The sequence below is a fragment of the Winogradskyella bathintestinalis genome (assembly GCF_030407435.1).
Taxonomy (GTDB): domain Bacteria; phylum Bacteroidota; class Bacteroidia; order Flavobacteriales; family Flavobacteriaceae; genus Winogradskyella; species Winogradskyella bathintestinalis.
Map to the genome: position 1 here is coordinate 872201 of NZ_JASDDK010000002.1, position 22632 is coordinate 894832.

21 protein-coding genes and 1 tRNA gene are annotated in these 22632 nt (G+C 32.3%); 3 read left to right on the forward strand and 19 right to left on the reverse strand.

Annotated features, from left to right (window positions below):
* Nucleotides 1-50: 50 nt before the first annotated feature.
* Nucleotides 51-461, reverse strand: coding sequence for a DUF4293 domain-containing protein (locus tag QMA06_RS08805; RefSeq protein WP_290206466.1), 411 nt, complete (start codon nt 459-461; stop codon nt 51-53).
* Between the two features lie 217 nt (nt 462-678).
* Between QMA06_RS08805 and rho the strand changes: the two genes are divergently transcribed.
* Nucleotides 679-2334, forward strand: coding sequence for a transcription termination factor Rho (rho, locus tag QMA06_RS08810; protein WP_290206467.1), 1656 nt, complete (start codon nt 679-681; stop codon nt 2332-2334).
* 166 nt (nt 2335-2500) lie between these two features.
* Here rho and QMA06_RS08815 read toward each other — a convergent pair whose 3' ends face one another.
* The 6 genes from QMA06_RS08815 to QMA06_RS08845 all read right to left on the reverse strand — a co-directional run bounded on the left by QMA06_RS08815 (nt 2501) and on the right by QMA06_RS08845 (nt 8530).
* Nucleotides 2501-2959: an RNA methyltransferase gene (locus QMA06_RS08815; protein WP_290206468.1), complete on the reverse strand. Its 459-nt coding sequence runs from the start codon at nt 2957-2959 to the stop codon at nt 2501-2503.
* A gap of 304 nt (nt 2960-3263) precedes the next feature.
* Entirely contained in the window at nt 3264-4283 is a 1020-nt protein-coding gene (locus tag QMA06_RS08820; RefSeq protein WP_290206469.1) for a helix-turn-helix domain-containing protein, read from the reverse strand.
* 732 nt (nt 4284-5015) lie between these two features.
* Nucleotides 5016-6794, reverse strand: coding sequence for a sensor histidine kinase (locus QMA06_RS08830; RefSeq protein ID WP_290206471.1), 1779 nt, complete (start codon nt 6792-6794; stop codon nt 5016-5018).
* A 3-nt stretch (nt 6795-6797) separates the two neighbouring features.
* The gene (locus tag QMA06_RS08835; RefSeq protein WP_290206472.1) at nt 6798-7244 is read right to left on the reverse strand and encodes a response regulator; all 447 of its coding nucleotides are present in this window, start codon (nt 7242-7244) and stop codon (nt 6798-6800) included.
* An 18-nt stretch (nt 7245-7262) separates the two neighbouring features.
* On the reverse strand, nt 7263-7823 hold the full coding sequence (locus QMA06_RS08840) for a helix-turn-helix domain-containing protein (protein ID WP_290206473.1): 561 nt from the start codon (nt 7821-7823) through the stop codon (nt 7263-7265).
* A gap of 176 nt (nt 7824-7999) precedes the next feature.
* Nucleotides 8000-8530: a lipid-binding SYLF domain-containing protein gene (locus tag QMA06_RS08845; RefSeq protein ID WP_290206474.1), complete on the reverse strand. Its 531-nt coding sequence runs from the start codon at nt 8528-8530 to the stop codon at nt 8000-8002.
* A 337-nt stretch (nt 8531-8867) separates the two neighbouring features.
* Between QMA06_RS08845 and QMA06_RS08850 the strand changes: the two genes are divergently transcribed.
* Together QMA06_RS08850 and QMA06_RS08855 are read left to right on the forward strand one after the other, a co-directional pair.
* The gene (locus tag QMA06_RS08850) at nt 8868-9845 is read left to right on the forward strand and encodes a Gfo/Idh/MocA family protein (RefSeq protein ID WP_318036595.1); all 978 of its coding nucleotides are present in this window, start codon (nt 8868-8870) and stop codon (nt 9843-9845) included.
* Nucleotides 9846-9871: 26 nt separating this feature from the next.
* Nucleotides 9872-10501 (forward strand): DUF4403 family protein, encoded by a 630-nt coding sequence (locus tag QMA06_RS08855; protein ID WP_290206475.1) that lies wholly within the window; start codon nt 9872-9874, stop codon nt 10499-10501.
* Nucleotides 10502-10776: 275 nt separating this feature from the next.
* On the opposite strand, the gene QMA06_RS08860 is transcribed toward QMA06_RS08855, so the two are convergent.
* The 12 genes from QMA06_RS08860 to QMA06_RS08915 form a co-directional block, all read right to left on the reverse strand.
* Nucleotides 10777-11169: a hypothetical protein gene (locus QMA06_RS08860; RefSeq protein ID WP_290206476.1), complete on the reverse strand. Its 393-nt coding sequence runs from the start codon at nt 11167-11169 to the stop codon at nt 10777-10779.
* A 13-nt stretch (nt 11170-11182) separates the two neighbouring features.
* Nucleotides 11183-11602 (reverse strand): hypothetical protein, encoded by a 420-nt coding sequence (locus QMA06_RS08865; protein ID WP_290206477.1) that lies wholly within the window; start codon nt 11600-11602, stop codon nt 11183-11185.
* Between the two features lie 11 nt (nt 11603-11613).
* Entirely contained in the window at nt 11614-12033 is a 420-nt protein-coding gene (locus QMA06_RS08870) for a GreA/GreB family elongation factor (RefSeq protein ID WP_290206478.1), read from the reverse strand.
* 21 nt (nt 12034-12054) lie between these two features.
* On the reverse strand, nt 12055-13359 hold the full coding sequence (locus tag QMA06_RS08875) for a Glu/Leu/Phe/Val family dehydrogenase (protein ID WP_290206479.1): 1305 nt from the start codon (nt 13357-13359) through the stop codon (nt 12055-12057).
* Nucleotides 13360-13662: 303 nt separating this feature from the next.
* Nucleotides 13663-13827, reverse strand: a complete 165-nt coding sequence (locus QMA06_RS08880; protein ID WP_290206480.1) for a hypothetical protein — start codon at nt 13825-13827, stop codon at nt 13663-13665.
* A 183-nt stretch (nt 13828-14010) separates the two neighbouring features.
* Nucleotides 14011-15339: a sigma-54-dependent transcriptional regulator gene (locus tag QMA06_RS08885; RefSeq protein ID WP_290206481.1), complete on the reverse strand. Its 1329-nt coding sequence runs from the start codon at nt 15337-15339 to the stop codon at nt 14011-14013.
* A gap of 10 nt (nt 15340-15349) precedes the next feature.
* Nucleotides 15350-16441 carry a sensor histidine kinase gene (locus QMA06_RS08890; protein WP_290206482.1) on the reverse strand — a complete coding sequence of 364 codons (1092 nt, stop codon included), beginning with the start codon at nt 16439-16441 and terminating at the stop codon, nt 15350-15352.
* A gap of 257 nt (nt 16442-16698) precedes the next feature.
* Nucleotides 16699-16771: transfer RNA gene (locus tag QMA06_RS08895), tRNA-Met, on the reverse strand.
* A gap of 180 nt (nt 16772-16951) precedes the next feature.
* Nucleotides 16952-17800: a leucine-rich repeat domain-containing protein gene (locus tag QMA06_RS08900; protein ID WP_290206483.1), complete on the reverse strand. Its 849-nt coding sequence runs from the start codon at nt 17798-17800 to the stop codon at nt 16952-16954.
* A gap of 132 nt (nt 17801-17932) precedes the next feature.
* Nucleotides 17933-18115 carry a CPXCG motif-containing cysteine-rich protein gene (locus QMA06_RS08905; RefSeq protein ID WP_290206484.1) on the reverse strand — a complete coding sequence of 61 codons (183 nt, stop codon included), beginning with the start codon at nt 18113-18115 and terminating at the stop codon, nt 17933-17935.
* 12 nt (nt 18116-18127) lie between these two features.
* Nucleotides 18128-19447 (reverse strand): TolC family protein, encoded by a 1320-nt coding sequence (locus QMA06_RS08910; protein WP_290206485.1) that lies wholly within the window; start codon nt 19445-19447, stop codon nt 18128-18130.
* Complete coding sequence (locus tag QMA06_RS08915) at nt 19437-22631, reverse strand: efflux RND transporter permease subunit (RefSeq protein WP_290206486.1); 3195 nt, start codon at nt 22629-22631, stop codon at nt 19437-19439. Before QMA06_RS08915 ends, QMA06_RS08910 begins: the two co-directional genes overlap by 11 nt.
* Nucleotide 22632: the final 1 nt, after the last annotated feature.

The following is a 22632-nucleotide window of genomic DNA, read 5'->3' on the forward strand; positions in this document are numbered from 1 at the left end:
AAACCCAAACGGCAGCGTTTGGGTTTTTCACACTAATTAAGATTCTAGTTTTATCGTAATCGATCTACAGATTTTACAAGATCTTCATCCTTTTTTATAGCCTTGTTAGCCAAGACTAAACACACAATAGAAAAAATAGGAAGAAGAATCCCAATACCTTTCTCAGAAACGTTAATTTCTCCAGATAAATTTAGAGATTGATAAACAAAAATTCCTAGTAAAATAAAGTTTAATATTATATTAAGTCGTCCCAAAACAAATTGAGATTTCCTGTCTTTATATCTAAATATTGAAATCAAAGATAACAAAGCTGAGCCTAAAAACAAGCCTAAATATAAATAATCATTTATGGCATATATTTTTACTCCTTCATTATTGGTCCACAAATAAAACACAAATATTAAGCCTGCCGAAATAACAGCAGCTAAAAATAAATAAAGGGTTTGAATGCGTTGAATCATAGCTATTACTAAAAAAGTTCTGCAAAATTAGCGGTTTATTTTTAAAAAAGATGTAAATTGTTTTAAAATAAAATCGTATTATTGCAATAGAAAGAAGTAACCCACTGAGTTGCATCCTTCTAATCTTCCATATTAATCTCACTTTTTTTCTTTTTTTTTCATTTAGAAAACATTGAATTAATTATATCAAAACTATAATACATATACAACATACAGAATGTTTGAAATTTCTCAGTTAAAAGCTAAAAAACTTCCTGAATTGCAGGAGATAGCAAAACAACTAAATGTACCTAAATACCGTACACAAAAAAAATTAGACTTGGTTTATAAGATCCTCGATTACCAAGCAGCCAATCCAGACGACGTAAAGACTAAAGTGGAAACCGAGAAAACACCGGAACCAACAACACCTAAAAAACCGGCTCAAAAACGCATTAGGGTACAGAAAAAACCACAATCTGAATCTGATAAGGATCAAAAAGCCATTGAATTTTCTGAAGAGAAAAAAGAAGATTCAAAACCTAAGGAACAAAAATCACGAACTAACAAACCGAGCAACGATAGTTCTAGCAAAGAGAAGACGCATCATAAAAAAAGTCAGGATACTACTAAATCTAATGACAAAAAAGATGATAAAAAGCGTACTAACGATAATAGACAGAATCGCTCTAAGGATAACAACAATCGCAACAAGAATAACCAGAAAAATAATGGTAATAAAGATAGCAGAAATCGCTATCGTGAGCCAGACTATGAGTTCGATGCAATTATTGAAAGTGAAGGTGTCTTAGATATAATGCAAGACGGTTATGGATTCTTACGGTCTTCAGATTATAATTATCTATCTTCTCCAGATGATATTTATGTCTCTCAATCGCAAATTAGATTGTTTGGATTAAAGACAGGAGATACAGTTCTTGGCCATGTAAGACCACCGAAAGAAGGAGAAAAATATTTCCCTTTAATTAAAGTGAGTAAAATTAATGGACAAAACCCAAATGTGGTAAGAGATCGCGTAGCTTTTGAGCACCTAACTCCATTATTTCCACAAGAAAAATTCAATATTGCAGAAAAGCAATCTACTATTTCCACACGAATTATGGATTTGTTCTCTCCAATTGGAAAAGGACAACGTGGTATGATTGTATCGCAACCTAAAACAGGTAAAACAATGCTTTTAAAGGATGTCGCTAATGCTATAGCAGCTAATCATCCTGAGGTTTATCAAATGATTTTATTAATCGATGAGCGACCTGAAGAAGTCACAGATATGCAACGTAATGTGCGTGGTGAAGTTATTGCTTCAACCTTTGATAAAGAAGCGCATGAACACGTAAGAATCGCTAATATCGTTTTAGAAAAAGCGAAACGGTTGGTAGAATGTGGACATGATGTGGTTATTTTACTCGATTCTATTACACGTTTAGCAAGAGCTTATAATACGGTGCAACCGGCATCTGGAAAAATTCTTTCTGGTGGTGTTGACGCTAATGCACTACATAAACCAAAACGTTTCTTTGGTGCTGCTCGTAATATTGAAAATGGCGGTTCTTTAACTATTATTGCTACAGCATTAACGGAAACAGGTTCTAAAATGGATGAAGTAATTTTTGAAGAATTTAAAGGTACAGGTAACATGGAACTTCAATTAGATCGTAAGATTTCTAACCGTAGAATTTTCCCTGCTATTGATTTAACATCATCGAGCACTAGACGCGATGATATATTGTTAGATGATACCACGATTCAGAGAATGTGGGTTATGCGTAAGTATTTAGCTGACATGAACCCTGTAGAAGCTATGGAATTTATAAATGACCGCTTTAAACAGACTAAAAATAATGAAGAGTTTTTGATTTCCATGAATGGATAAAACTTTGAAAAGATAATACACCGCTTTGCTTTTACAGACAAGAATCTAATTTTGTTATATGGTGTAACAGATTCAAAATTAAAACCGGAAACATTTAGGTACTATCCTTGAATTAAATATTCAAGGTTTTTTTATGCTTAATTTGAAATGAAAATAAATTTAAATACTAAACTCGGGGTTTATCAATACCACGATCATACATTACAATACTGCCAGCAACCGAAACGTTGAGGCTTAATTGCGATTGAAATTTGACTAAAAAATGACTTTTATCTATGGCTTGATTAGATAAACCATGATCTTCAGCTCCGAGTAAATAGACACAACGTCTTGGGTGATTAAAGGTTTCTAAAGCGACCGCTTTATCTGATAATTCTACACCAACCAAACGCGCTCCTTTGGGTAAGTTTTCAAAGAAATCGTCAAACGTTTTATAATGAAAATAGGGCATTGATTTTACCGCATTGTGCGTATCACAAGCTTGTTTAGCATAACGATTACCAATAGTAAATATAAAACTAGCTCCTAAATTTTGAGCAGAACGCCAAAGTACTCCTAAGTTTTCAGGGGTTTTACCATTTTGAATACCAATACCGAAGAATTCATTTTGTAAATTATCATTCATAAATCAAAAATATAAATTTCACATTAGTATTGATAGAAATTAAAATGAAAAAGAGCTTCGAAACATATTTTGATATGTTTTGAAACTCTTTCTCTATATAGTATGCTGTTACAGCTAACTTAATGTAAACTTTTGAAATGTTGAACGAATAAATTTGAACTCGTATCAATCAGAAATAACAGATGATGAGATTACTTATTTACAGTCACTGTAACTATTGTGCTCTTAAAAAGAGCACAATGTTACTTCAGACTAATTGACAATTCCTCTTAATTTAACCTCTATAGTCAATCTCATTTTAAATTTATGCGGTTGCCGCAAACTTAATGTTCTGTTTATATTCTATTGGTGAGCAGTTGTATTGATCTTTAAAGATTTTAGAAAAATAACTTCTGCTTGAAAAACCTAATGAATATACAATCTCTGAAATGTTTAAATCAGTATTTTTAATAAGCTCTTCTGATTTTTTAATTCTTACGTATCTAATATAAGTATTCAGTGTTTTACCATGCATTAGCTTAAAACCAACTTGCACCTTTGCCGGACTAATTGAAATTTTTGCAGCAAGTTCCATAACACTTAAATTCGTTTCAGGGAAATTGTTGATATAATCCGATAATTCCTTTACCTGTTTCAATTCGTAAGTAGTTAATGAACCTGTTGGATTCTGAGAACTTTCAAGATCCATAGAATGCTGTTCAATTTCCATGGCAAGTATAACATTTACCAATCCTTGTATAAGAAGAGTTCTTACGACTCCTTTTTGTTTAATAGCTTTTAATTGGTTTATGCTATCTGCAATTTTCAAATTATAAGATCCGGTATAGCAATAGTCAGTTTCATTGTTTTCAATAAAAATTTCAGAAACCATTTTATTAATATGATGTTCCTCTAAAGTTGATGTAGACGTGTTTACAGTAACTATAGAAGCGTTTACATAAACATCCTTCTCAAAATAGATATGATTCTCGGTAGTTACAATATTGGTAGAAATTCCCGTTTGAAAAGTGCCTATGCTAGTTGTTTTACCTGTATTATTATTAAATGAGTGCGACAGCTTACCTTCTGCACAATACAAAAAGTTAACAACCGATCGTTTAGGGCTTTCCAAGATAAATTTTACGTTATCTTTAAATTTAATATCAAATTCTACAAAAGTGGTATCTCTTTCCAATTCGATACCCCTAATGAAACCTTTTCCAATTTCATTATCTATTTGTAATTCTCCCTCATTAAGTTGAGTTGTAAACGTACCACCAATTATATTTCTTAAATTGTGGAACATGCTTTGAAGATTATTTGCTTTAATTTCTATGGTTTTCATATGTAACGATTTTTTGGTTAGACAATTTGGTAAGTTGATGTAAATGATTAATTATATAATCTATAGTTTACTCTTCAACTTAACCTCGTAATTAGAAGTTGCTTTTAAAATTGGTTTTGGAAATATTCTTCCAACCTTGGCAAACTGTTTCTGTATGTATTGTGAAGATAGGTTCATAAACAAAATGTTTTATGTTAGATTTTCTTTATACAAAGTAACAACACAAGCTTAATTTTTCTGTTATACAATTTTTCGATTATGTTATATCATTTCAATTTAATGTTAAACAAAACTTAATGAAAAATTATTAGGAATTTGATACGCATTACGTACACCACTCACTGTTAACATTTTAACAGCAAAAATTATGAAGTAAAATATATTAGGTAACGCTTTATTTTTTCCAGTTTATCACAATGATAACTGCAATTACAACTAGTAGTAATAAGTGGATGACTGAACTAATGAGAAAAACAAAATAACCAAGAGCCCATAGAATAATGAGTAAAACCAAGAATATGTAGAGAAAAGTTTTCATTTTAATAATTAAATTTTAAAACTTTCGCTTAGAAAAAAAACTGATAATCTGCATGGAAGAAAAGTGATGGTCTTGGTATGAAGTTGGTGGTTAAGTAATAATAGCATATACACACAAAATTCAACATTAGTATTTTGTAATCATTATACAATTTGCATAATCTGTTATACTATTACAAGATTTTTTGGATATTGCTATTTTAAAAACGGAAAGAAAATGATAAAGGAAGCACCCAGATTCGGTTTCCCCTCTGCTAAAATAACTCCATGGTGGTTTTCCACTATTTTTTTGCAAATAGCTAAACCGATTCCCGTTCCAGAATATTCAGTTTTACCATGTAATCTGTTAAATAGCTCAAAAATTGTTTCTCCATAAGCCTGTTCAAATCCAATTCCATTGTCACTGAACGTGAATTTATGATGGTATTTGAATAAGGACTTTTCCAAAACTTTTACATTCTTAGATAAGACTTCTTGATGTGTTATTTCAATTTTAGGAGCAATACCCGATCTCGAATATTTTAATGAATTACTTATAAGGTTAATAAACAATTGCTGAATCTGAAAGGAAACAACTTCCATAGTTGGTAAGCTATCGCTAATAATTTCGGCATTCTTTTCTTCAATGCTATCGGAAAGTTCTTGCTTGGCATCCTCCAGTAACATATTCATATTTGTTTTCTTAAACTCACTATCGGAATTTGATGTACGTGAATATTGTAATAAATCTTCTATGAGCATTCGCATTCTTGCTGAAGAAGATTTTATTTTTTCAATATAGAATTTTCCTTTTTCGGTAAGGTTTTCACTCTCTTTGGTTTCTAGTCGTGAGATGAAGGTTTGGATTTTACGTAGTGGTTCTTGCAAATCGTGACTAGCGACATAGTTGAAATCTGACAATTCCTTATTATTCCGCACCAATTCTAAATTCCGTTCTTCAATGGTTTCAAAGTTTTTTACATCATCGGAAATATCTGTAGTAACCCCTAATAAAAATTTTTCTCCAATGGTTGTATCCATTAGTTTTCCGTAAGCTCTTAAACTCCTTACGGTGCCATCCTTATGTACAGCCCTATAGGTAGCAAACGGAAGATCTTCTTTTTTAATCATTAAATTAACTTGTTGCCCAAAGCCTTCACGATCATCTTCGTGTACATAACTAAAAAAGTTTTCTAATGTTGGTTCAAAACTTTGAGGTTCTTCGCCTACTAATCGATATAAATTATCTGAAAACTCAAATTTATTATTGACAATATCCCATATCCATGTGGCACTATTATTTATAATTTCTGCCTGCTCCGTTAATTTCTTAAATACCTGTAAATCTTCGTTATTGTCTTTTAATATTTTTAAGTCATCATTAATTTTGGCGTAGGCCATTAATAATAATATTAAGGTTAAAATTAAAATACCATAAAGAAATAACGGTGTGACACCAATAGCTTGTTCATTTTTTTCTTGACTTTCTAATAATAATTTATTTTCATAATCTAGCATTTTTGCAATATCCTCTCGGATACGGTCCATTTTAATTTTGCCCTCGTGCAATAGCAACAATATGTCTTCACTTAAAATAATTTTATCATCAGCGATGTCCAACGATTTATTAAATATTACAAATCGTTTAGAAATATCGATTTCTAATTGATCTAAATTAAGTTGTTGACTTTGATTAGCTAAAATTAAGGTGTCTAATCTAGCTAAGTTATTCTCTATTTTCTGTTTGCTTTCTTGATATGGTTTTAGAAATAAAGAATCGTGTGTAAGTAAAAACCCTCTATGACCAACTTCTGCATCTTTTAAATTGGAGATAATATTATCTAATTCACTTCGTAATGTGTACGTCTCTTTAATAACTTCATTGGTTTTCGAAAGCGAATTAAGATGTCTATACGTAAATCCGCCTATACATAGAATCACAAACAGACCTATACCAAATATAATTTTTAAAAGTTTGCTGGGTGTTAGAGACATAATTTATAATCGTAACAAGAAGTTTTCTTTATTTAAACTGTTGGTGTGATATTGCCAATTTGTTGTGACCACTTCAGATAATACTTTTTTAAGTTTCTCAAAATTATTAGGTTTTTTAATATAGATATTAGCGCCTAACACAAACGTATTTTCTACATCTTCCTCAGATGAAGATGTGGAATATATAGCTATAATTAAATCCTTAAATTTACGGTTTGCCTTAATTTCCTCCAAGCACTCCATTCCTGATTTTTTAGGCATGTTTAAATCTAAAAATAATAAATCAGGAAGTTCTCCTTCCAATTTCTCTAGATAAATCATTAACTCAATACCGTCTTTAAAAGTAGAAACTTTATTTTTAATTCTAAGTTCTTCAAAAGCTTCAGTAAAGAATAATATATCGTCCTCGTCATCATCCGCTAAGGCTATATTGATGTATTCTTTATTCATAATTTTTTAAAGGTATTTTTATTGGTCTGTTCTAATTTCTTTTCGTTTTAAAATAATACGCTGAAACGCTGATGGCGTTATACCTGTTGTGTTTTTGAATTGTTTACTTAAATGTGCAACACTAGAATAATTGAGTTTGTATGCAATTTCAGTTAAGGACAATTCGTCTTTTATTAGTAAAGTCTTGGTATATTCTATTTTCTGTAAAATGACGTAATTTTCTATAGAGGTAAACGTAACTTCGGAAAATAAATTTGAGAGATAACTATAACTCTGATTAAGTTTTTCGGATAAAAACACAGAAGTTTTTACGGAAATTTGATTCTGTTCACTAAATACCATTTCCATAATGGCATCTTTTATTTTTTGAACAATTATGTTTTTCGCATCTTCAATGATATAAATACCATAATTCTTAATACTATCATTAAATGCCTCTAATTGTTGGGCAGAAACTTTCTCCAAAAGTTCAATTTCTCCAAATGCAGATTGTTGGTATTTCAAATTATGAGCATTCAACTTTTCTTGAAGAACAACATTACTAATTTTAGTGAAATCGAATTTCAAAAATAATTTCATTTAATTCTACTTATATGGTTTGGAGGTGATTACTTAATAATATCAAATTTAATATTAAAAAATGATATAAATCAAACCAAATGGAAAAATTGAATTTAGCAAAACACATTCTTTAACAATAAAAAAAAGCCGATTGTTCTAATCGACTTTCTTATTTTTAAATATTAAGGATTCTCTTAAAATTCTGAATAGCTATATTTTTGTCCTCCAATAGAAACATCGGCCATTGCTCCACCTTTCGATTTAGCAAAAAGTATAACACCATCATTATAATTGGCATTTTTACTTGCTCCTTTATCTACAATTACAGCTTTTGCTTCTGCAGAAAACTCAAAATTTTCTTCTTTAAACTCGTTCAAAGTTTCTTCAGTTTCAAAGAAAATAACTTGCATATAAGCTTCTCCACCTGCTTGCGCACCTATATCCAATTTTTTCATACTAGCCATTCCTATAGCAGATCCATTTTCATAAACCACACCATTACCTGAAGCGGCACCCACGATTAATGCTCCTTCTCCGACATTCGGGAAGACTACATAACCTGATGAATTGCTAAAGAAATCTTCTAATCCTTTATCTGAGGCTTTTAAGGTCGACATTGCCTTTTCGGCATCTTTCATAATTCGCATATCATCTTTATTTTGCGCAAATGCAAATACGGTTACAAAGGTCAATACCATTGTTATTATTGAATTTTTAATTTTCATAATTTTAAATTTATTGATTAAACATTAGTTTTAAAGCAGATCTTAAAGTAACGATTTATTACTCTATAATCCACTCAATTCAAAGTTATGAGTTTTGGTACCTTATGATTAATTCAAAAAGAATAATTATTAATGCTATCAATTAGCATTCAGTCTTATTAACTGAAATTCAATAATATAACTGAAATTTCACCAAATGAATTTAATCGACTCTGATCTAAAATTACCTACCTAAATATAATATATTTGAATATTGAGGACTATAATATCATTAGGAGATTATCAATCATACCGATAAAGATTTTAGGAACTTTTTAATTTAAATACAACACAACGCTTGATATTAATAAGGAAAATATATAACTGGGGCATAATAGGTTGTGGTACGGTTGCTGAGCAAAAGAGCGGTCCGGCATATCAACAAACCAAAGGGTTTAATTTAATTGCCGTAATGCGAAGAGACTTCGATAAGGCGAAAGATTTTGCAAAAAGACATCACATCCCTAAAGTCTATGCCAAGGCAGACGATCTTATTAATGCTATTGATATCGATGCGGTTTATATAGCCACACCGCCAGATTCTCACGAATATTATGCACTTAAAGTTGCCAAAGCTGGAAAAATTTGTTGCATAGAAAAACCTATGGCTCCATCCTATCAATCTTGTCTAAACATAACTTACGTTTTTAAACAAAACAAACTGCCGTTATTTGTTGCCTATTACCGACGATCGTTACCAAGATTTGTAAAAATTAAATCATGGCTTAATGATAACCAAATAGGACGGATAAGGCATCTTAGTTGGCACTTCAGCAAACCAGCCAACGATATCGATTTATCTCAATCTTATAATTGGCGTACAGACATTAATATTGCACCTGGCGGTTATTTTGATGATTTAGCATCGCATGGATTAGATTTATTCGCCTATCTTTTAGGGGATTTTGCAAAAGCGAATGGGATTGCCGTAAATCAACAAGGCCTCTATTCATCCATGGACGCCGTAACTGGAAATTGGCTTCATACCACAGGAATTACAGGTTCTGGTAGTTGGAATTTTGGCACTGAAAAACGAGAAGATCATGTACAAATTTATGGGAGCCAAGGAAAGATTAAATTTTCGGTATTTGATGATCAGCCAATTATTTTAGAACATCATAATGATTCGGTAAGTATGAAAATTGAAAACCCAGAAAATATTCAGTTATATCATGTTCAAAGTATGAGCGAATATTTAACAAAAGGCATTACACATCCTTCTACCGGAGAGACTGCGACACATACAGCGTGGATTATGGACCAAATACGCTCTTAAAACACTAACAATATAAGTCTAAAAAAATGGATACAAATGACATGTCAATTGATGAAGAAATCTTAATGACAATTCCTGTAAAAATAAGTTTTGACGCTATTGAAAATTTCCTAGCCAAGAAATTTGTTGGCGAAATCATCAGTAAAGAAGACCCCAAGGGAAAAGAAATTAAGTATGCGAAAATTCTCGATATTAAAATATCCCAAAGTACGCATGATATTTACAATATAGCAATTACAGTAAAATTGCAAACACTTACATTTCTTTTTCGAGAGCGAGAACTTCTTATAAGTATTTTAATGGAATTAACGTTTGATGTAGATAATCAAAAACTATTCATTGAGAGTTATAAGATGGATAGTAAGGGTAAAAGCTGGATTACTGATCAGATGTTGAAATCTATATTAAACACATTTATTTATCAGAAAATCATCGAAAAATTATCTTTTGACCTAAAACCAATTGTGAAAGAAAACTTGAATTTAATTAACACCAAACTTGCTTCCAATCTCGAACTTAAAGAAGGAATATCACTTATTGGATCTTTAGATAACTTAACCGTTTCTCATATTGAAATAAAAAATAGTCAACTATGGGTATTTATTAGAATAAATGGATGGGGCATTATCGATATTCAAAATTTAGAATTTCAATAAATGATATAGGTTTTACCACATTGATTTATAATATTAAGACATCAATTTAAAATTAAAACATCATTAATTTTAGTGAAAGCTCTATTTGATTTATTTAATATCGAATTATGAAATTAAAGCGTTACATACATTTGTATATTTTCGTCATCTCCTAGATATAGCCGTGAGAACCAACGTTCTCACGGCTATAAACACAAACACTATCAATTATCAGTTAGTGAGGAAGCAATTACCAGTGTTGTGTTTCTAAGATACTTCAGTTTAAATTAGGGGATTCAAAATTTTCGCTGAAGGTTTTTAAGGGAATTAAAAAATTGTTTATTCAGTAAAATATATTCTTCTAAAAATTTTAAATAATTCGCACGTTTTGTTTCATGCACCTTCGCTCTATTGGCATTATAATCAACTTTTCCGTATTCATATTCAACTTTTAAAGCTTGCTCATATTTACATAAAGCAGCCATATTTAAAATATTCTTTCTTCGGATCATTAGAATATTTGTGGCTATTGTAGAATTTCTAATAAGTTGTTTTTCAACAATTTTAAAATCTTCTAGCTCAGTATTATAATATTCTAGATTATCTATCCAAGTACGTACTTCTCTTATATCCTTCTCTATGAATAATCTTCGCTGAGTTTCTATGGTGTGTGCAGAAACTATATTCAAGTTTTTAATAAAATTAATTTGACCTTAGAGGTAAACACTTCTTTTGAACCTTATTAAAAAATTCGTCTTTAAGTCTTCGGTATTTATCTAAATGGTATAAATAACTTCTTCGATAGCTTTCGTGTTCTGTTATATAAGCCATATCACATTGGGTATCTTCACATTCTAATATATTAGTTCTCGAATTAGAATATTTAATAAGTGCTTCTAAAAGCGTATCATTTTCCTCCTTCTTTTTTTGAAAACTTCCTGCTTTACCATCATCCTCTAAGGTTTCATTTAAACCATCGGCACAGATATTCATAAGATTTACCAATTCTTTTTTTATGTACTTTAAATGGTTAATCCAATTATCCAATTCCATGGTATTGATTTTATGGGTCATATCCACATTTGTATCATGATCATATATATTAGTATTTAAATTTTCCATTTCTTATAATTTTAAATTAACACATCTATTTTATCCATAGATTTTTCTTGAACGACGTTTACAATTTTTAGTTGTTGTTTTCCTGATGGAAAATCCCAAAATATCTCATCGTTTGTTGAATAACCTATCAATGCAGATCCCATAGGAGTAAGAATAGATATTTTATTTTGTTTTAAATCTTTGTACATAGGAGCAACAACTCTCAATTGTTTTTCTATACCACTTTCTAATACCAATGTAACATTACTGTTAAATCTTATAACATCGTCTGGTATATCTTCTTCATCGACAATATGAGCCGATTTTAGCTCTTCTGACAAGGCCATTAAACATCTTTGGGTTTCATGATCTTCTGCATAACCCGAGATATTAAGTATGCGTTTTAAATACACATATTCTTTTTTTTCTAATATTAAACTTCCGTATTTCATGTCCTTGAATGTTTTAAATAATTAAGGAAAAATCCCTCTTTGTATGTAAGCTTTTTCAATGCGTTGAATGGCAATACAAAATGCTGCGGTACGCATATCTATGCCTTCATTTTTAGCATAATCGAACACTTTATTAAAAGATTCTTTCATCTTTTTATCTAGTTTTGCCATAACATCTTCAAGCTGCCAGATTTCACCATTACGATTTTGTAACCATTCAAAATAACTACCAACAACACCACCTGAGTTGCATAAAATATCTGGTATCACAGTAATACCTCTATCTATCAAGATTTTCTCTCCCTCTACATTTGTAGGTCCATTAGCACCTTCTGCGATTAACGTGGCTTTAATTTTAGGAGCATTCTGCTTTGTTATCTGATTGCCTAACGCTGCAGGTATGCAGATATCACAGTTTAGCGCAAAAAATTTATCCTTGTCTATCGTTTTAGCATTTGGAAAATCCACGATGCTTCCCTCATTAACCTTTATATAATTAAAGAGATCTTCAACATTAATTCCTTTTTGGTTTTCAATACTACCATAAGCATCTTGTACAGCAACAAGTTGAGCACCGTCTTTCTCTAAGAAATGCGCAGCCCAATAACCAACGTTACCAAAGCCTTGAACGATAAACTTTTTACCTACTAATGGCTCATTGTTTTTTTCAGCCCAAAACTTAATTGATAAATAGACGCCGTATCCTGTGGCTCTATCACGACCTTCAAGTCCGCCACTACCATCTGGTTTTCCTGTAACCACGTGTTGATTTGCAGTACGTTCAGCTGGTGGACGCGTACTCATATATGTATCTGCAATCCAAGCCATTGTCTGACTATTTGTATTTACATCTGGTGCAGGTATATCGTGCTCTGGACCAATATTATCTGCTAAAGCAAATGTAAAACGTCTAGTTATACGCTCTAATTCTGCTTGTGAGTATTTTGATGGATCTATCTTAATACCGCCTTTTCCACCACCATAAGGTAAACCTGCTAATGATGTTTTCCAAGTCATCCACATTGCTAAAGCTCGAGCTGCATCAATATCGACAGTTGGATGGTAGCGCAATCCTCCTTTGTAAGGTCCTAAAGCGTTATTGTGCTGTACGCGATAACCTTGAAAAATCTCTACTTCACCATTATCCATTTTTACTGGAAAATTTACAATTATCTCATTGTTGGTAATGCTTAAAATTTTTCTAATATTAGGATGTAATCCAATATAGTCTGAAGCACTATTAAACTGCTCCATAACATTATCCATCATACCTCTTACCGGTACTTTTTTATTGTTTTTCTTTAAATCTGCTGTTAATGTCGTCATTAATAAAAATGTTTTATAATAATTTAATTAATAATAATATTCAGTGGTTATACGTCTATGAAATTATATGGGTTTACTTTGTATCATATGTCCAATTAGCATTACCGACTTATTTTTAAATTTAATTGTAATTTTTTAGTTTTTAATTATTTAAAATAGCGATTAGAGATCGATCTTTCTTGATATCTATCAAAAATATACTTATCTCTAGCCGATCTTACCTTTACCTTTTTCTCAATTAGATATTGAGATCTAAATGCCGATAATAGTGCTTTAAAAATCATAAATGTTTATATTAAATAGTTATACTAATTCTAGTACACGTTTTGATTGTGGTACTTTTGCCAAATTTATTGCTTCAGGTGTCAATGCATCATACTCACTACAGGACCATACCTTGTCTTTCTGTGCTGTTAATACACAATCATTACGATGCACACAACTTGGGCAAATATTTAAGTGATTCATCTTAAGAAGTATTAATGTTAATGTACCTTTTAGCAATGGCTGTGCCAAGTCTGTAAAACATCATCTCTTAAGTTAGAAACTCCCTATAAATAAAGAGGTTGAAGAATCTCAATAAAATACAAAAACAAAAAGAAGCGGTACAAAATTACCCGATTGGGTAGTTTTTACTCATTTGAAATATGATTATTCCGAAAGTTTTTGTCGTATGGTTTTACGATCAATACCTAAAATTTCGGCAGCTTTGGTTTTGTTATTATCAGTGGAACGTAATACTTTTTTTATATATTGTTTTTCAATTTCTTTTAAGGGCTGTAACACCGTTGAAGACATTTTTAAATTATATTTTAAGTGTTCGGGCAAATGCTCAATATCTACCATTTTATCACTCATGATAACTGCGCGTTGAATAATATTTTCCAACTCTCTTATGTTTCCAGGCCAATCATATCGCTCTAAAATCGTTAAGGCTTCCGGTGTGATTTTCAGATATCGGTCTTTATATTCTAAACCGTATTTAACCAGAAACTTATCAACCAAAAGCGTGATATCTTCTTTCCGTTCACGCAAAGGAGCAACGTTAATCTCCACTACAGTTAGACGGTAATACAAATCTTCTCTAAAGGTTTGCTTTGCAATCATAGTGCGCAAATTACTATTTGTCGCAGCGATAATTCTAACGTCTATTTTTACTGCTTTTTGTGCCCCAACCTTTACCACTTCTTTTTCTTGAAGTACTCGTAATAATCTGGATTGTACTGCAAGTGATGCATCACCAATTTCATCTAAAAAAATGGTACCACCATCGGCTGCTTGAAAAAAACCATCCCTCGATTGCTCTGCTCCTGTAAATGCTCCTTTCGTATAACCAAATAATTCTGATTCCAATAAATTTTCGGGAATTGCACCACAATTAACCGCGATAAATGGTGCTCTAGAAAATTTACCTTGATAATGAATCGCTCTCGCTACTAATTCTTTCCCTGTTCCGCTTTCACCCTTTATAAAGATGGTCGCTTTATTATTTTTTACACGCTCTATAACTTGTATAACCTCGTTTATTTTTACCGAATTACCAATAATATCGCCGTAGGTTTCATTTTTTCCATCGAGATGTTTTTTATGAACTATTGTATTATCTTCAAATGGTATTATAGATTTTTTTATGGCTAAGTTTAATTCCTCTTTTGTGAAAGGCTTGGTTAAATAGTCTACGGCACCAGATTTTATAATTGTAAGCGAATCCTGTACAGACGGGTAACCAGTAACCACCAATTTAGGTAATTTAGGATAATGCTCAGATACAAATTTTATAAGTTCAAATCCATCAATTTCCGGCATTTTTAAATCTGTGATTAATAAATGAATTTTTGAATCACTTAAAATAGTAACCGCTTCCTTAACTGAAACAGCCTTGAATACATGGTAATTCCAAGACTGTAAATGACGTTGTAAAAGTTCGAGTATGTTTACATCGTCATCAACAATTAATATATTCTCTTTACGTAAATGCATTGGTTCAGATTTAAACTTTAGGCAAAGTTACAGTAAAAATAGCACCTTGTGATGTATTATTTGCCGCTGTAATTTTTCCTTTATGCGAAGCTACAATCCCATGCACCACACTTAAACCTAATCCTGAACCATCGCCCGTTGGTTTAGTTGTAAAAAACGGTTGAAACACTTTATCTAAAGCTTCCTTTGTAAACCCGGTACCTTGGTCGATAATTTTAATGATAATCTCTTCATTTGATTGCGAAGCCTTAACAGTTACTAAACCATTTTTAGGAGAAAAATAAATGGAATTCATTAATAGATTAAAAATAATCTGCGTTAATTGTATAGGATCTGCTCTAAGCCACATATGATCCTCATCCATTTCAACGACACATTTTACCTTTTCTTTTTTAAAACTCGCCTCCAATAGATGAATAGCATTTTTAATAATTGGCACCAGATTAATACGTTTCATTTTTTGTGGCATTTCGCAGGCAAAAAACATAAGTTTCTTTACCACTTCACGAGAAAAAATGGCGTTTTTAATAATCTTATCAACATCTTGAGATGCGGCATCACTAGCTTTTAAATCGTCCTTCAATAGTTCGGCAAATCCTAAAATATTAGCCAAAGGTGTATTAAGCTCATGCGCAATTCCCGCCGTAATTTCCCCTAAAATACCTAGTCGGTCTGCACGTTCCATTTGGCGTTTTAAGGAAGTCTCGTTATTTTGAATTTCTATGCGCTCTAATAAGTTACCTATTTTTTGAGCAATACTGTTAAGCAACTGTTGTTCTTCTGGCAGAAAATCTTTCTCGGTAAATTTGGAAGCGCATAGAAATGCAAACAACTGTCCTTTTTTTGCATTAAAAACATGAATTGGCGCATTAATCTGCAATTTCTCGAGATGTTCTTTTTTCGTCGCTACCTTATGAAATTCAGTTATAATCGTAATGTCGGTATATTCGGGAAACTGAAATCCTTTTTTAGCACTATAACCAATGGCCTGCAAAGTATCTTCTAGCAAAGATTCATTGGCATTTGCAATGATTGAGGACACTTCGTAAAGGCATGTGAGCTCTTTAATACGTTCTTTTAATGCGGCTTCTGTGGTACTCATATTTAAAAATATGTATAACGTTTTAAATCACGAAGGACAATTATTAATTTGTACAAACGCAACAAAAATATAACATAATTAATTAATTTATATACGCTATAATTGTGGGTTTGCTATTAAAATGCAGTGTGTGAAAGCTAAAATATTAAGGTTTCCTAATACAGCTGAACCTATTTGTTCGTGATTTATATTTTTAGACAAACACTTAAAAATTTTATATAAAAAAAGAGTAACCATTTCTGATTACTCTTACTTAGTAGCGGGAACTGGACTCGAACCAGTGACCTTCGGGTTATGAGCCCGACGAGCTACCTACTGCTCTATCCCGCGATATAAACTTAAAATGACTTTCTTAGCTCTTAACTTCCGGTTCATAATGCCGACTCAATCATTTTAGGACTGCAAAGATAATACTTTTTATTAAACCACAAAGAATATTTAAAAAAAATAACGCACAAAATAAATTGAACGCTATTCTTAATCTAAATAAAAATGTGAATATAAAATAATTTAATCATCATTGTCGTCATCCTCAGCATCTAAGGTAGCTAATGCTCCTTCTAAATTTGCGTGATCTAAATCAAAATCGACAATATTTGGAAGCTTTTGCTTTAGTTCGGCATAATTTCCTTTAAACTGGTTATTGCCCAATAATAATGTTTTTAAACTCTTTAATTCAGCTAACCCATCTGGCAAATTACCGTAAAACGCGTTATTAGATAATATTAATTCTTCTAATTGTGATAATTCACCTATTGAATTTGGAATGGTCCCCAACAAATTATTGTCGAATACACTTAATACTTTTAATGATTGCAGATTTGATAAACTAGAGGGTAATCTACCCATCAACTGATTACTACTTAGAATTAAATTTTCTAAGTTAGATAATTGACCGATTGATGCAGGAATCTCACCAAAAAAATCATTATTGAATAATTCTAATGATTTTAAATTCGTCAGATTTCCAATATTATTAGGAATTGCCCCACTAAAACTATTAGAAAACAATTTTAAAGTTTCTAATTGAGACAAGTTCATTAAAGAACTTGGAAGTTCACCTTCTAATTTATTGAACGATAAATTAAGAACTTTTAAATGTGTTAATTTGGAAATCGATTCCGGAAGACTGCCTTTTAAGCCATTAAAACCTAAATTTATGGCAACTACATTTTCACCGGCTAACGTAACTCCATACCATTGCGACGTTGGCTGGTTTAAGTCCCAAGTCTTATTCCAAGAATCCCCATTTGTAGCCTTATAAATATCTAAAAGTGCTGCCTTTTGGTCTTCAGAAACTTGAGCAAAAGAAAAAACAGAAAGTAGACAGAATAGTAATGTTATTTTTAGTGTCTTCATGATATCGTAGATTTTTGTGGAGGGACACAATAACTGCACGAATATAAAAGATAAGACTATAAAATGCAACTTTTTTCGACGAACTGCATACTGGTCTTTCATAAAAAACTGTATGTCAGGCTCATAAAACTTTTATTGCTCTATATTTTCAGCTTGAAAATTAACGATTTCTTGATCATTTATAGCAATGGTGACTTGAATAGGATTACAGCAAATTTCGCAATCCTCAATGTAGTTCTGTTGCTTTTGAGAAGTATCTACCAACATAGAGATTTGTTCCCAGCAGTACGGACATTGAAAGAAATATTCGTCCATTAACAATAAATTTTATAATTCTACATTTAATAATTCTCCACTCAGTTGAAGCACCGTTATTTCAGCTAATTTCGCATCGTATTTTGCTTGGTTACGGTTTAATTCAGCATTTAATAAATTAAGTTGAGCTTGGCGAAATTCAATCGAAGTAACTTGCCCTAATTTAAATTTCTCATTTGTACGATCAAAATTGTTCTGAGCTGTTACAATGTTATTTTCCTGCACTTGAAAAATCAACAATTTATTCTGATAATCATCCCAAGCGTTATTAAAATTTCGCTCAATATCATTAAGTATTTGTTCTTTTTGTAGTTTTTGATTTTCGAGAAATATTTCGGCATTCTTCACACGTGTTAATGTGCTTCCACCATCGAATAAATTCCAAGTTAAATTTAAACCTGCGGAAACGCCCGAATTGGTATTTTGTAAGGTGAATGCTAATGGACTATTATTAGTAGATTCATTCCAGCCGTAAGATCCAATTAAACCAACGGTTGGTAAAAATTGGGCCTTATTGGTTTTAATATCAAATTGGCTTATGTTTATATTGCTTTCAGCTTGCAATAACGACACGTTATTTAACTTCATCTTTTCTAAAAGTATGGTTTTATCAAGTTGAAGTAAAAAATTTAGTTCAGTTTCAACTTGAAATTCCTCAGATCGTTTATTGCCTAAAATAACATTTAAATCCCGCTTGGTATTTTTTAATTGTTGTTTAATATTTATAACACTAATGCTATCATTATTAATATCCACCTCGGCATTTAATACATCTAACTTAGTATTTTGTCCATAATCAAATTGATAACCCGCGCGTCTTAAGCGGTCCTTAGAAATTGTAAGTGTTTCTTCTAATACATCAGTATTTTCAGAGAGCTGAGCAATCGCATAATAAATTGAAAACAGTTGCACCATAGTACTTTCGATCGTTTCTCGAGCCTGAAGTTCGGACAATAGGTACTGTTCTTTTAAACGCCTATAGTTATACAAGCGGCCTAAACCATCGAACAACGTGTAATTTAAATTTATGGAAGTATCGTATCGACGTGTTTCCGCACCATCTGCAATTCTTGTTTCTCCATTCGCCAACTCACCTTCTGAATTCTGAACATCGATTGTCGCACTCGCATTTCCTGTTAGAGATGGTAAATAACCAGAGTTCAGTATACCTTGATTATTATCTGCAACTTCAACAGTGTTGGTTGCAATTTTTATCCCGTAATTATGTTCCAAGGCAAGTTTAACGGCTTCATCTTTAGTCAGCACGTTTTGGGCAGATACAATGACTGCTAAGAAAACAAAACTAAATGTAAAATAGATTTTAATGGTCATCTTCTATCTTTTTTTCAATAATAGCACGTTCTACTTCTTCTTTTGAAATTTTATTTCCTGAGATTAACCACTTTTTATTTGTTTTAAAACTATTGGTGGCAGAGAGCAACAATGGTAATATAATTAAAGTTAGAATAGTCGCAATTCCGATACCGTATGCAATTGAAATGGCCATAGGTTTTAAAAATTGCGCTTGTCTGCTTTTTTCTAGCAATAACGGTGCTATACCAGCAATAGTGGTTAATGAGGTTAAAAATATAGCTCTGAATCGTGTTCTGCCTGCTTCATACAGTGCATCATCGAACTTCATTCCAGATTTTAAAAATGAATTGAACTTACCAATAAGTACAAGACCGTCATTTACCATAATCCCGATGAGTGCAATAATTCCTAAAGCTGATAGGATATTCACAGGAAAATCGTGGATCCAATGCCCCCAAGCTACCGCTATAAAACTGAATGGAATCATTAGTATCAATAGAAATGGCTGGCTGTAACTTCGAAATGTAAAGGCGATAACGACATAAATTAGAAATATAACGATTGGTACTGTGGTCTCAGCTGAGCGGGCAAGTTTACCGGCTTCGCGGTTTTGGCCTTCGTAAGATACACCTACTGTTGGATATTTCGACAGTATTTCGGGCATTACATTATTCTGAATATCTAACAGGATTTCAGCAGCACTTCCGTTGGGGTCCTTTAAATCGGCATTGACTTGAATCTCACGTTGCCCATTTAAATGGCTGATACTTTCATCGCCTCTTGCAATAGTATAAGTTGCAATCTCACCAAAAGGTACACGTTGACCTAAAGGAGATACAATACGCATGTCGTCTAAATCATTTATAGAGGTTCTATCCGATCTCTCATACCTTACCCAAACTCTAATTTCATCTTGCCCTCTTTGAAAACGTTGCGCTTGTAAACCAAAAAATCCTGCTCTTACTTGACTCATTACCTCTCTAAGATTTAATCCGAGGGCGTAAGCCGTTTCATTTAATTCTATATTAATTTCTTTAATACCTTCTGGATCGGTATCTGTAATATCAGCTAACAACGAATTTTCTTGTAACCTTTGTCTTAGTTCTCTTTTAGCACGCTTTAGCTCTTCTGTATTATTTCCTAATAGCGAAATTGAAACTGGCGAACCTCCAAAATTACCACCAGACCCAAAGGTTAATCGCTCTACACCATAGACTTCCCCTACCTCTTCTCTAATGGCATTTGTAATTTCTGGAGAACCAAAATCGCGTTCTTCACCTGGTAATAGATTTACATTTATACTCGCTTTATTATTTCCTGGACCGACACGTTTTGTAATATTTTCGACAATTTCTTTATTACCAGATTGATTTTCTGAAAAATCGGTATTTACCCGCCATGCTGCCTCTTCGACTAATGAAATAATTGAATCTGTAATTTTAGGATTAGTGCCTTCTGGCATTAACAAATCAATACTTACCCTATCACTTGCTATACTCGGAAAGAAAGATGTTTTAATAATTCCACCTTGGTTCGCTCCAATTGTTAAAATCATTAAGGCCAAAAGAATAGCAAACGTGATAAACCGTTGATTGAGCGCAAACCTCAATGCAGGACTATAGATCTTATCGCGGCAATACACCATAAAACGATCACCATACTCATTAACTCGTCGAAGTTTTAAAAATGCTTTTGCCAAACCTTTTTTCTTCTTCTTTTCCGCTTCTGTCATCTTCACCAAAGCTTTGGAATGCGCAATGTGGGCCGGCAAAATAATTAATGCTTCAATTAAAGAAACTAAAAGCACGAGTATGACAATAACGGATACCTCACTAAAGAAATCGCCAATCCTCCCTTCTAAAAACAAAAACGTTGAAAACGCTAAAACTGTCGTGGTAATGGCCGAAATGATGGCGGGTAATACTTCCATTGTACCATCAATCGCCGCCTGAACTCTAGGTTTTCCTTCCTCGTAATGCTGATAAATATTTTCAGCAATAACAATACCATCATCTACTAAAATGCCGATAACGATTATCATTCCAAAAAGAGATAACACATTAATGGTGACATTAAACTGAGCCGCAAACACAAACATGCCTAAGAATGAAATTGGCAATCCAAAAGCCACCCAAAATGCCATTCTAGTATTTAAAAATATGGATAAGAACAGTAATACTAAAATGATTCCTACAGCTCCATTCTCTACAAGTAATTGTGTTCTTTGGTTTAATCTAATGGATGAGTCACTCACCACATTAATCTTAATCCCAGTATATTTTTGGTTAAACTCTTCAATATATGCATTGACTTTATCTGCGGTTGAAATAAGATCTTCACTATTAGTGTTTGTAATTTCAACATTAACGGCAACGTTACCATTAAAATAAGATGCATTTGGAGTTTCGGAAAAACGGTCTCTTACGGTTGTAACATCTTGCAATCGCACAATTGTTCCATCATCTCGAGCTCTAACAGGTAGAATATTTAATTCGTCTCCGTAATAAGATCGATTATTGGCTCTAATAAGGTAGTCTTCAGCATCTGTTTTTATATTTCCACCAGTTGTAAGAATATTAGACTGAGAGACTGAACTAGCCACTTCAGCAAAAGTGAGTCCATAGGCTAAAAGATCATTTTCCCTAACCGCAATCTCAATCTCTTCTTCTGGATAACCCGAAATACCAATTTGCGAAATACCATCCATGGCACGAAGATCATTTTCTACCTGTCTTCCTATTTGTTTTAAGGCAACAAGTTCAATGTTGTCTCCACTTATAGAAAAATCAATAGTTTGTCTAATACGTTCTTGTTTAGCCACTACCAATGGTTCCATACCTGTTGGAAAATTCGGCACACGATCTACAGCGTTTTTTACTTCTGCGAGCATATCATTAATATCCTCGTCGCTTTCTATTTCAATTGTAATACTTCCACCGTTTTCACGCGATGTTGATGTAACACGCTCAACTCCAATTAATCCTTTGAGATTATCTTCAATCTTCAGCACCACACCTTCTTCAATTTCTTGTGGAGCAGCCCCTGGATAAGTAACATTAATGGATATAATTTCAGATTCCTGTAATGGAAAAAATGAAGACTGTAAGCGAAACATACCCAAAACACCAAAAATCAGAAACGCTATAATAATGACGTTTACTGCAACATCATATTTAATAAAATAAGCGATGATCTTTCTCATA

Bases quoted from the DNA above. Each gene is read 5' to 3' on its own strand.
- rho (WP_290206467.1), top strand. From the start codon at position 679: ATGTTTGAAATTTCTCAGTTAAAAGCTAAAAAACTTCCTGAATTGCAG.
- QMA06_RS08910 (WP_290206485.1), bottom strand. From the start codon at position 19,447: ATGACCATTAAAATCTATTTTACATTTAGTTTTGTTTTCTTAGCAGTC.
- QMA06_RS08865 (WP_290206477.1), bottom strand. From the start codon at position 11,602: ATGGAAAATTTAAATACTAATATATATGATCATGATACAAATGTGGAT.
- QMA06_RS08835 (WP_290206472.1), bottom strand. From the start codon at position 7,244: ATGAATAAAGAATACATCAATATAGCCTTAGCGGATGATGACGAGGAC.
- QMA06_RS08840 (WP_290206473.1), bottom strand. From the start codon at position 7,823: ATGAAATTATTTTTGAAATTCGATTTCACTAAAATTAGTAATGTTGTT.
- QMA06_RS08805 (WP_290206466.1), bottom strand. From the start codon at position 461: ATGATTCAACGCATTCAAACCCTTTATTTATTTTTAGCTGCTGTTATT.
- QMA06_RS08870 (WP_290206478.1), bottom strand. From the start codon at position 12,033: ATGAAATACGGAAGTTTAATATTAGAAAAAAAAGAATATGTGTATTTA.
- QMA06_RS08820 (WP_290206469.1), bottom strand. From the start codon at position 4,283: ATGAAAACCATAGAAATTAAAGCAAATAATCTTCAAAGCATGTTCCAC.
- QMA06_RS08845 (WP_290206474.1), bottom strand. From the start codon at position 8,530: ATGAAAATTAAAAATTCAATAATAACAATGGTATTGACCTTTGTAACC.
- QMA06_RS08830 (WP_290206471.1), bottom strand. From the start codon at position 6,794: ATGTCTCTAACACCCAGCAAACTTTTAAAAATTATATTTGGTATAGGT.
- QMA06_RS08915 (WP_290206486.1), bottom strand. From the start codon at position 22,631: ATGAGAAAGATCATCGCTTATTTTATTAAATATGATGTTGCAGTAAAC.
- QMA06_RS08885 (WP_290206481.1), bottom strand. From the start codon at position 15,339: ATGCATTTACGTAAAGAGAATATATTAATTGTTGATGACGATGTAAAC.
- QMA06_RS08855 (WP_290206475.1), top strand. From the start codon at position 9,872: ATGGATACAAATGACATGTCAATTGATGAAGAAATCTTAATGACAATT.
- QMA06_RS08875 (WP_290206479.1), bottom strand. From the start codon at position 13,359: ATGACGACATTAACAGCAGATTTAAAGAAAAACAATAAAAAAGTACCG.
- QMA06_RS08815 (WP_290206468.1), bottom strand. From the start codon at position 2,959: ATGAATGATAATTTACAAAATGAATTCTTCGGTATTGGTATTCAAAAT.
- QMA06_RS08905 (WP_290206484.1), bottom strand. From the start codon at position 18,115: ATGGACGAATATTTCTTTCAATGTCCGTACTGCTGGGAACAAATCTCT.
- QMA06_RS08900 (WP_290206483.1), bottom strand. From the start codon at position 17,800: ATGAAGACACTAAAAATAACATTACTATTCTGTCTACTTTCTGTTTTT.
- QMA06_RS08890 (WP_290206482.1), bottom strand. From the start codon at position 16,441: ATGAGTACCACAGAAGCCGCATTAAAAGAACGTATTAAAGAGCTCACA.
- QMA06_RS08880 (WP_290206480.1), bottom strand. From the start codon at position 13,827: ATGAATCACTTAAATATTTGCCCAAGTTGTGTGCATCGTAATGATTGT.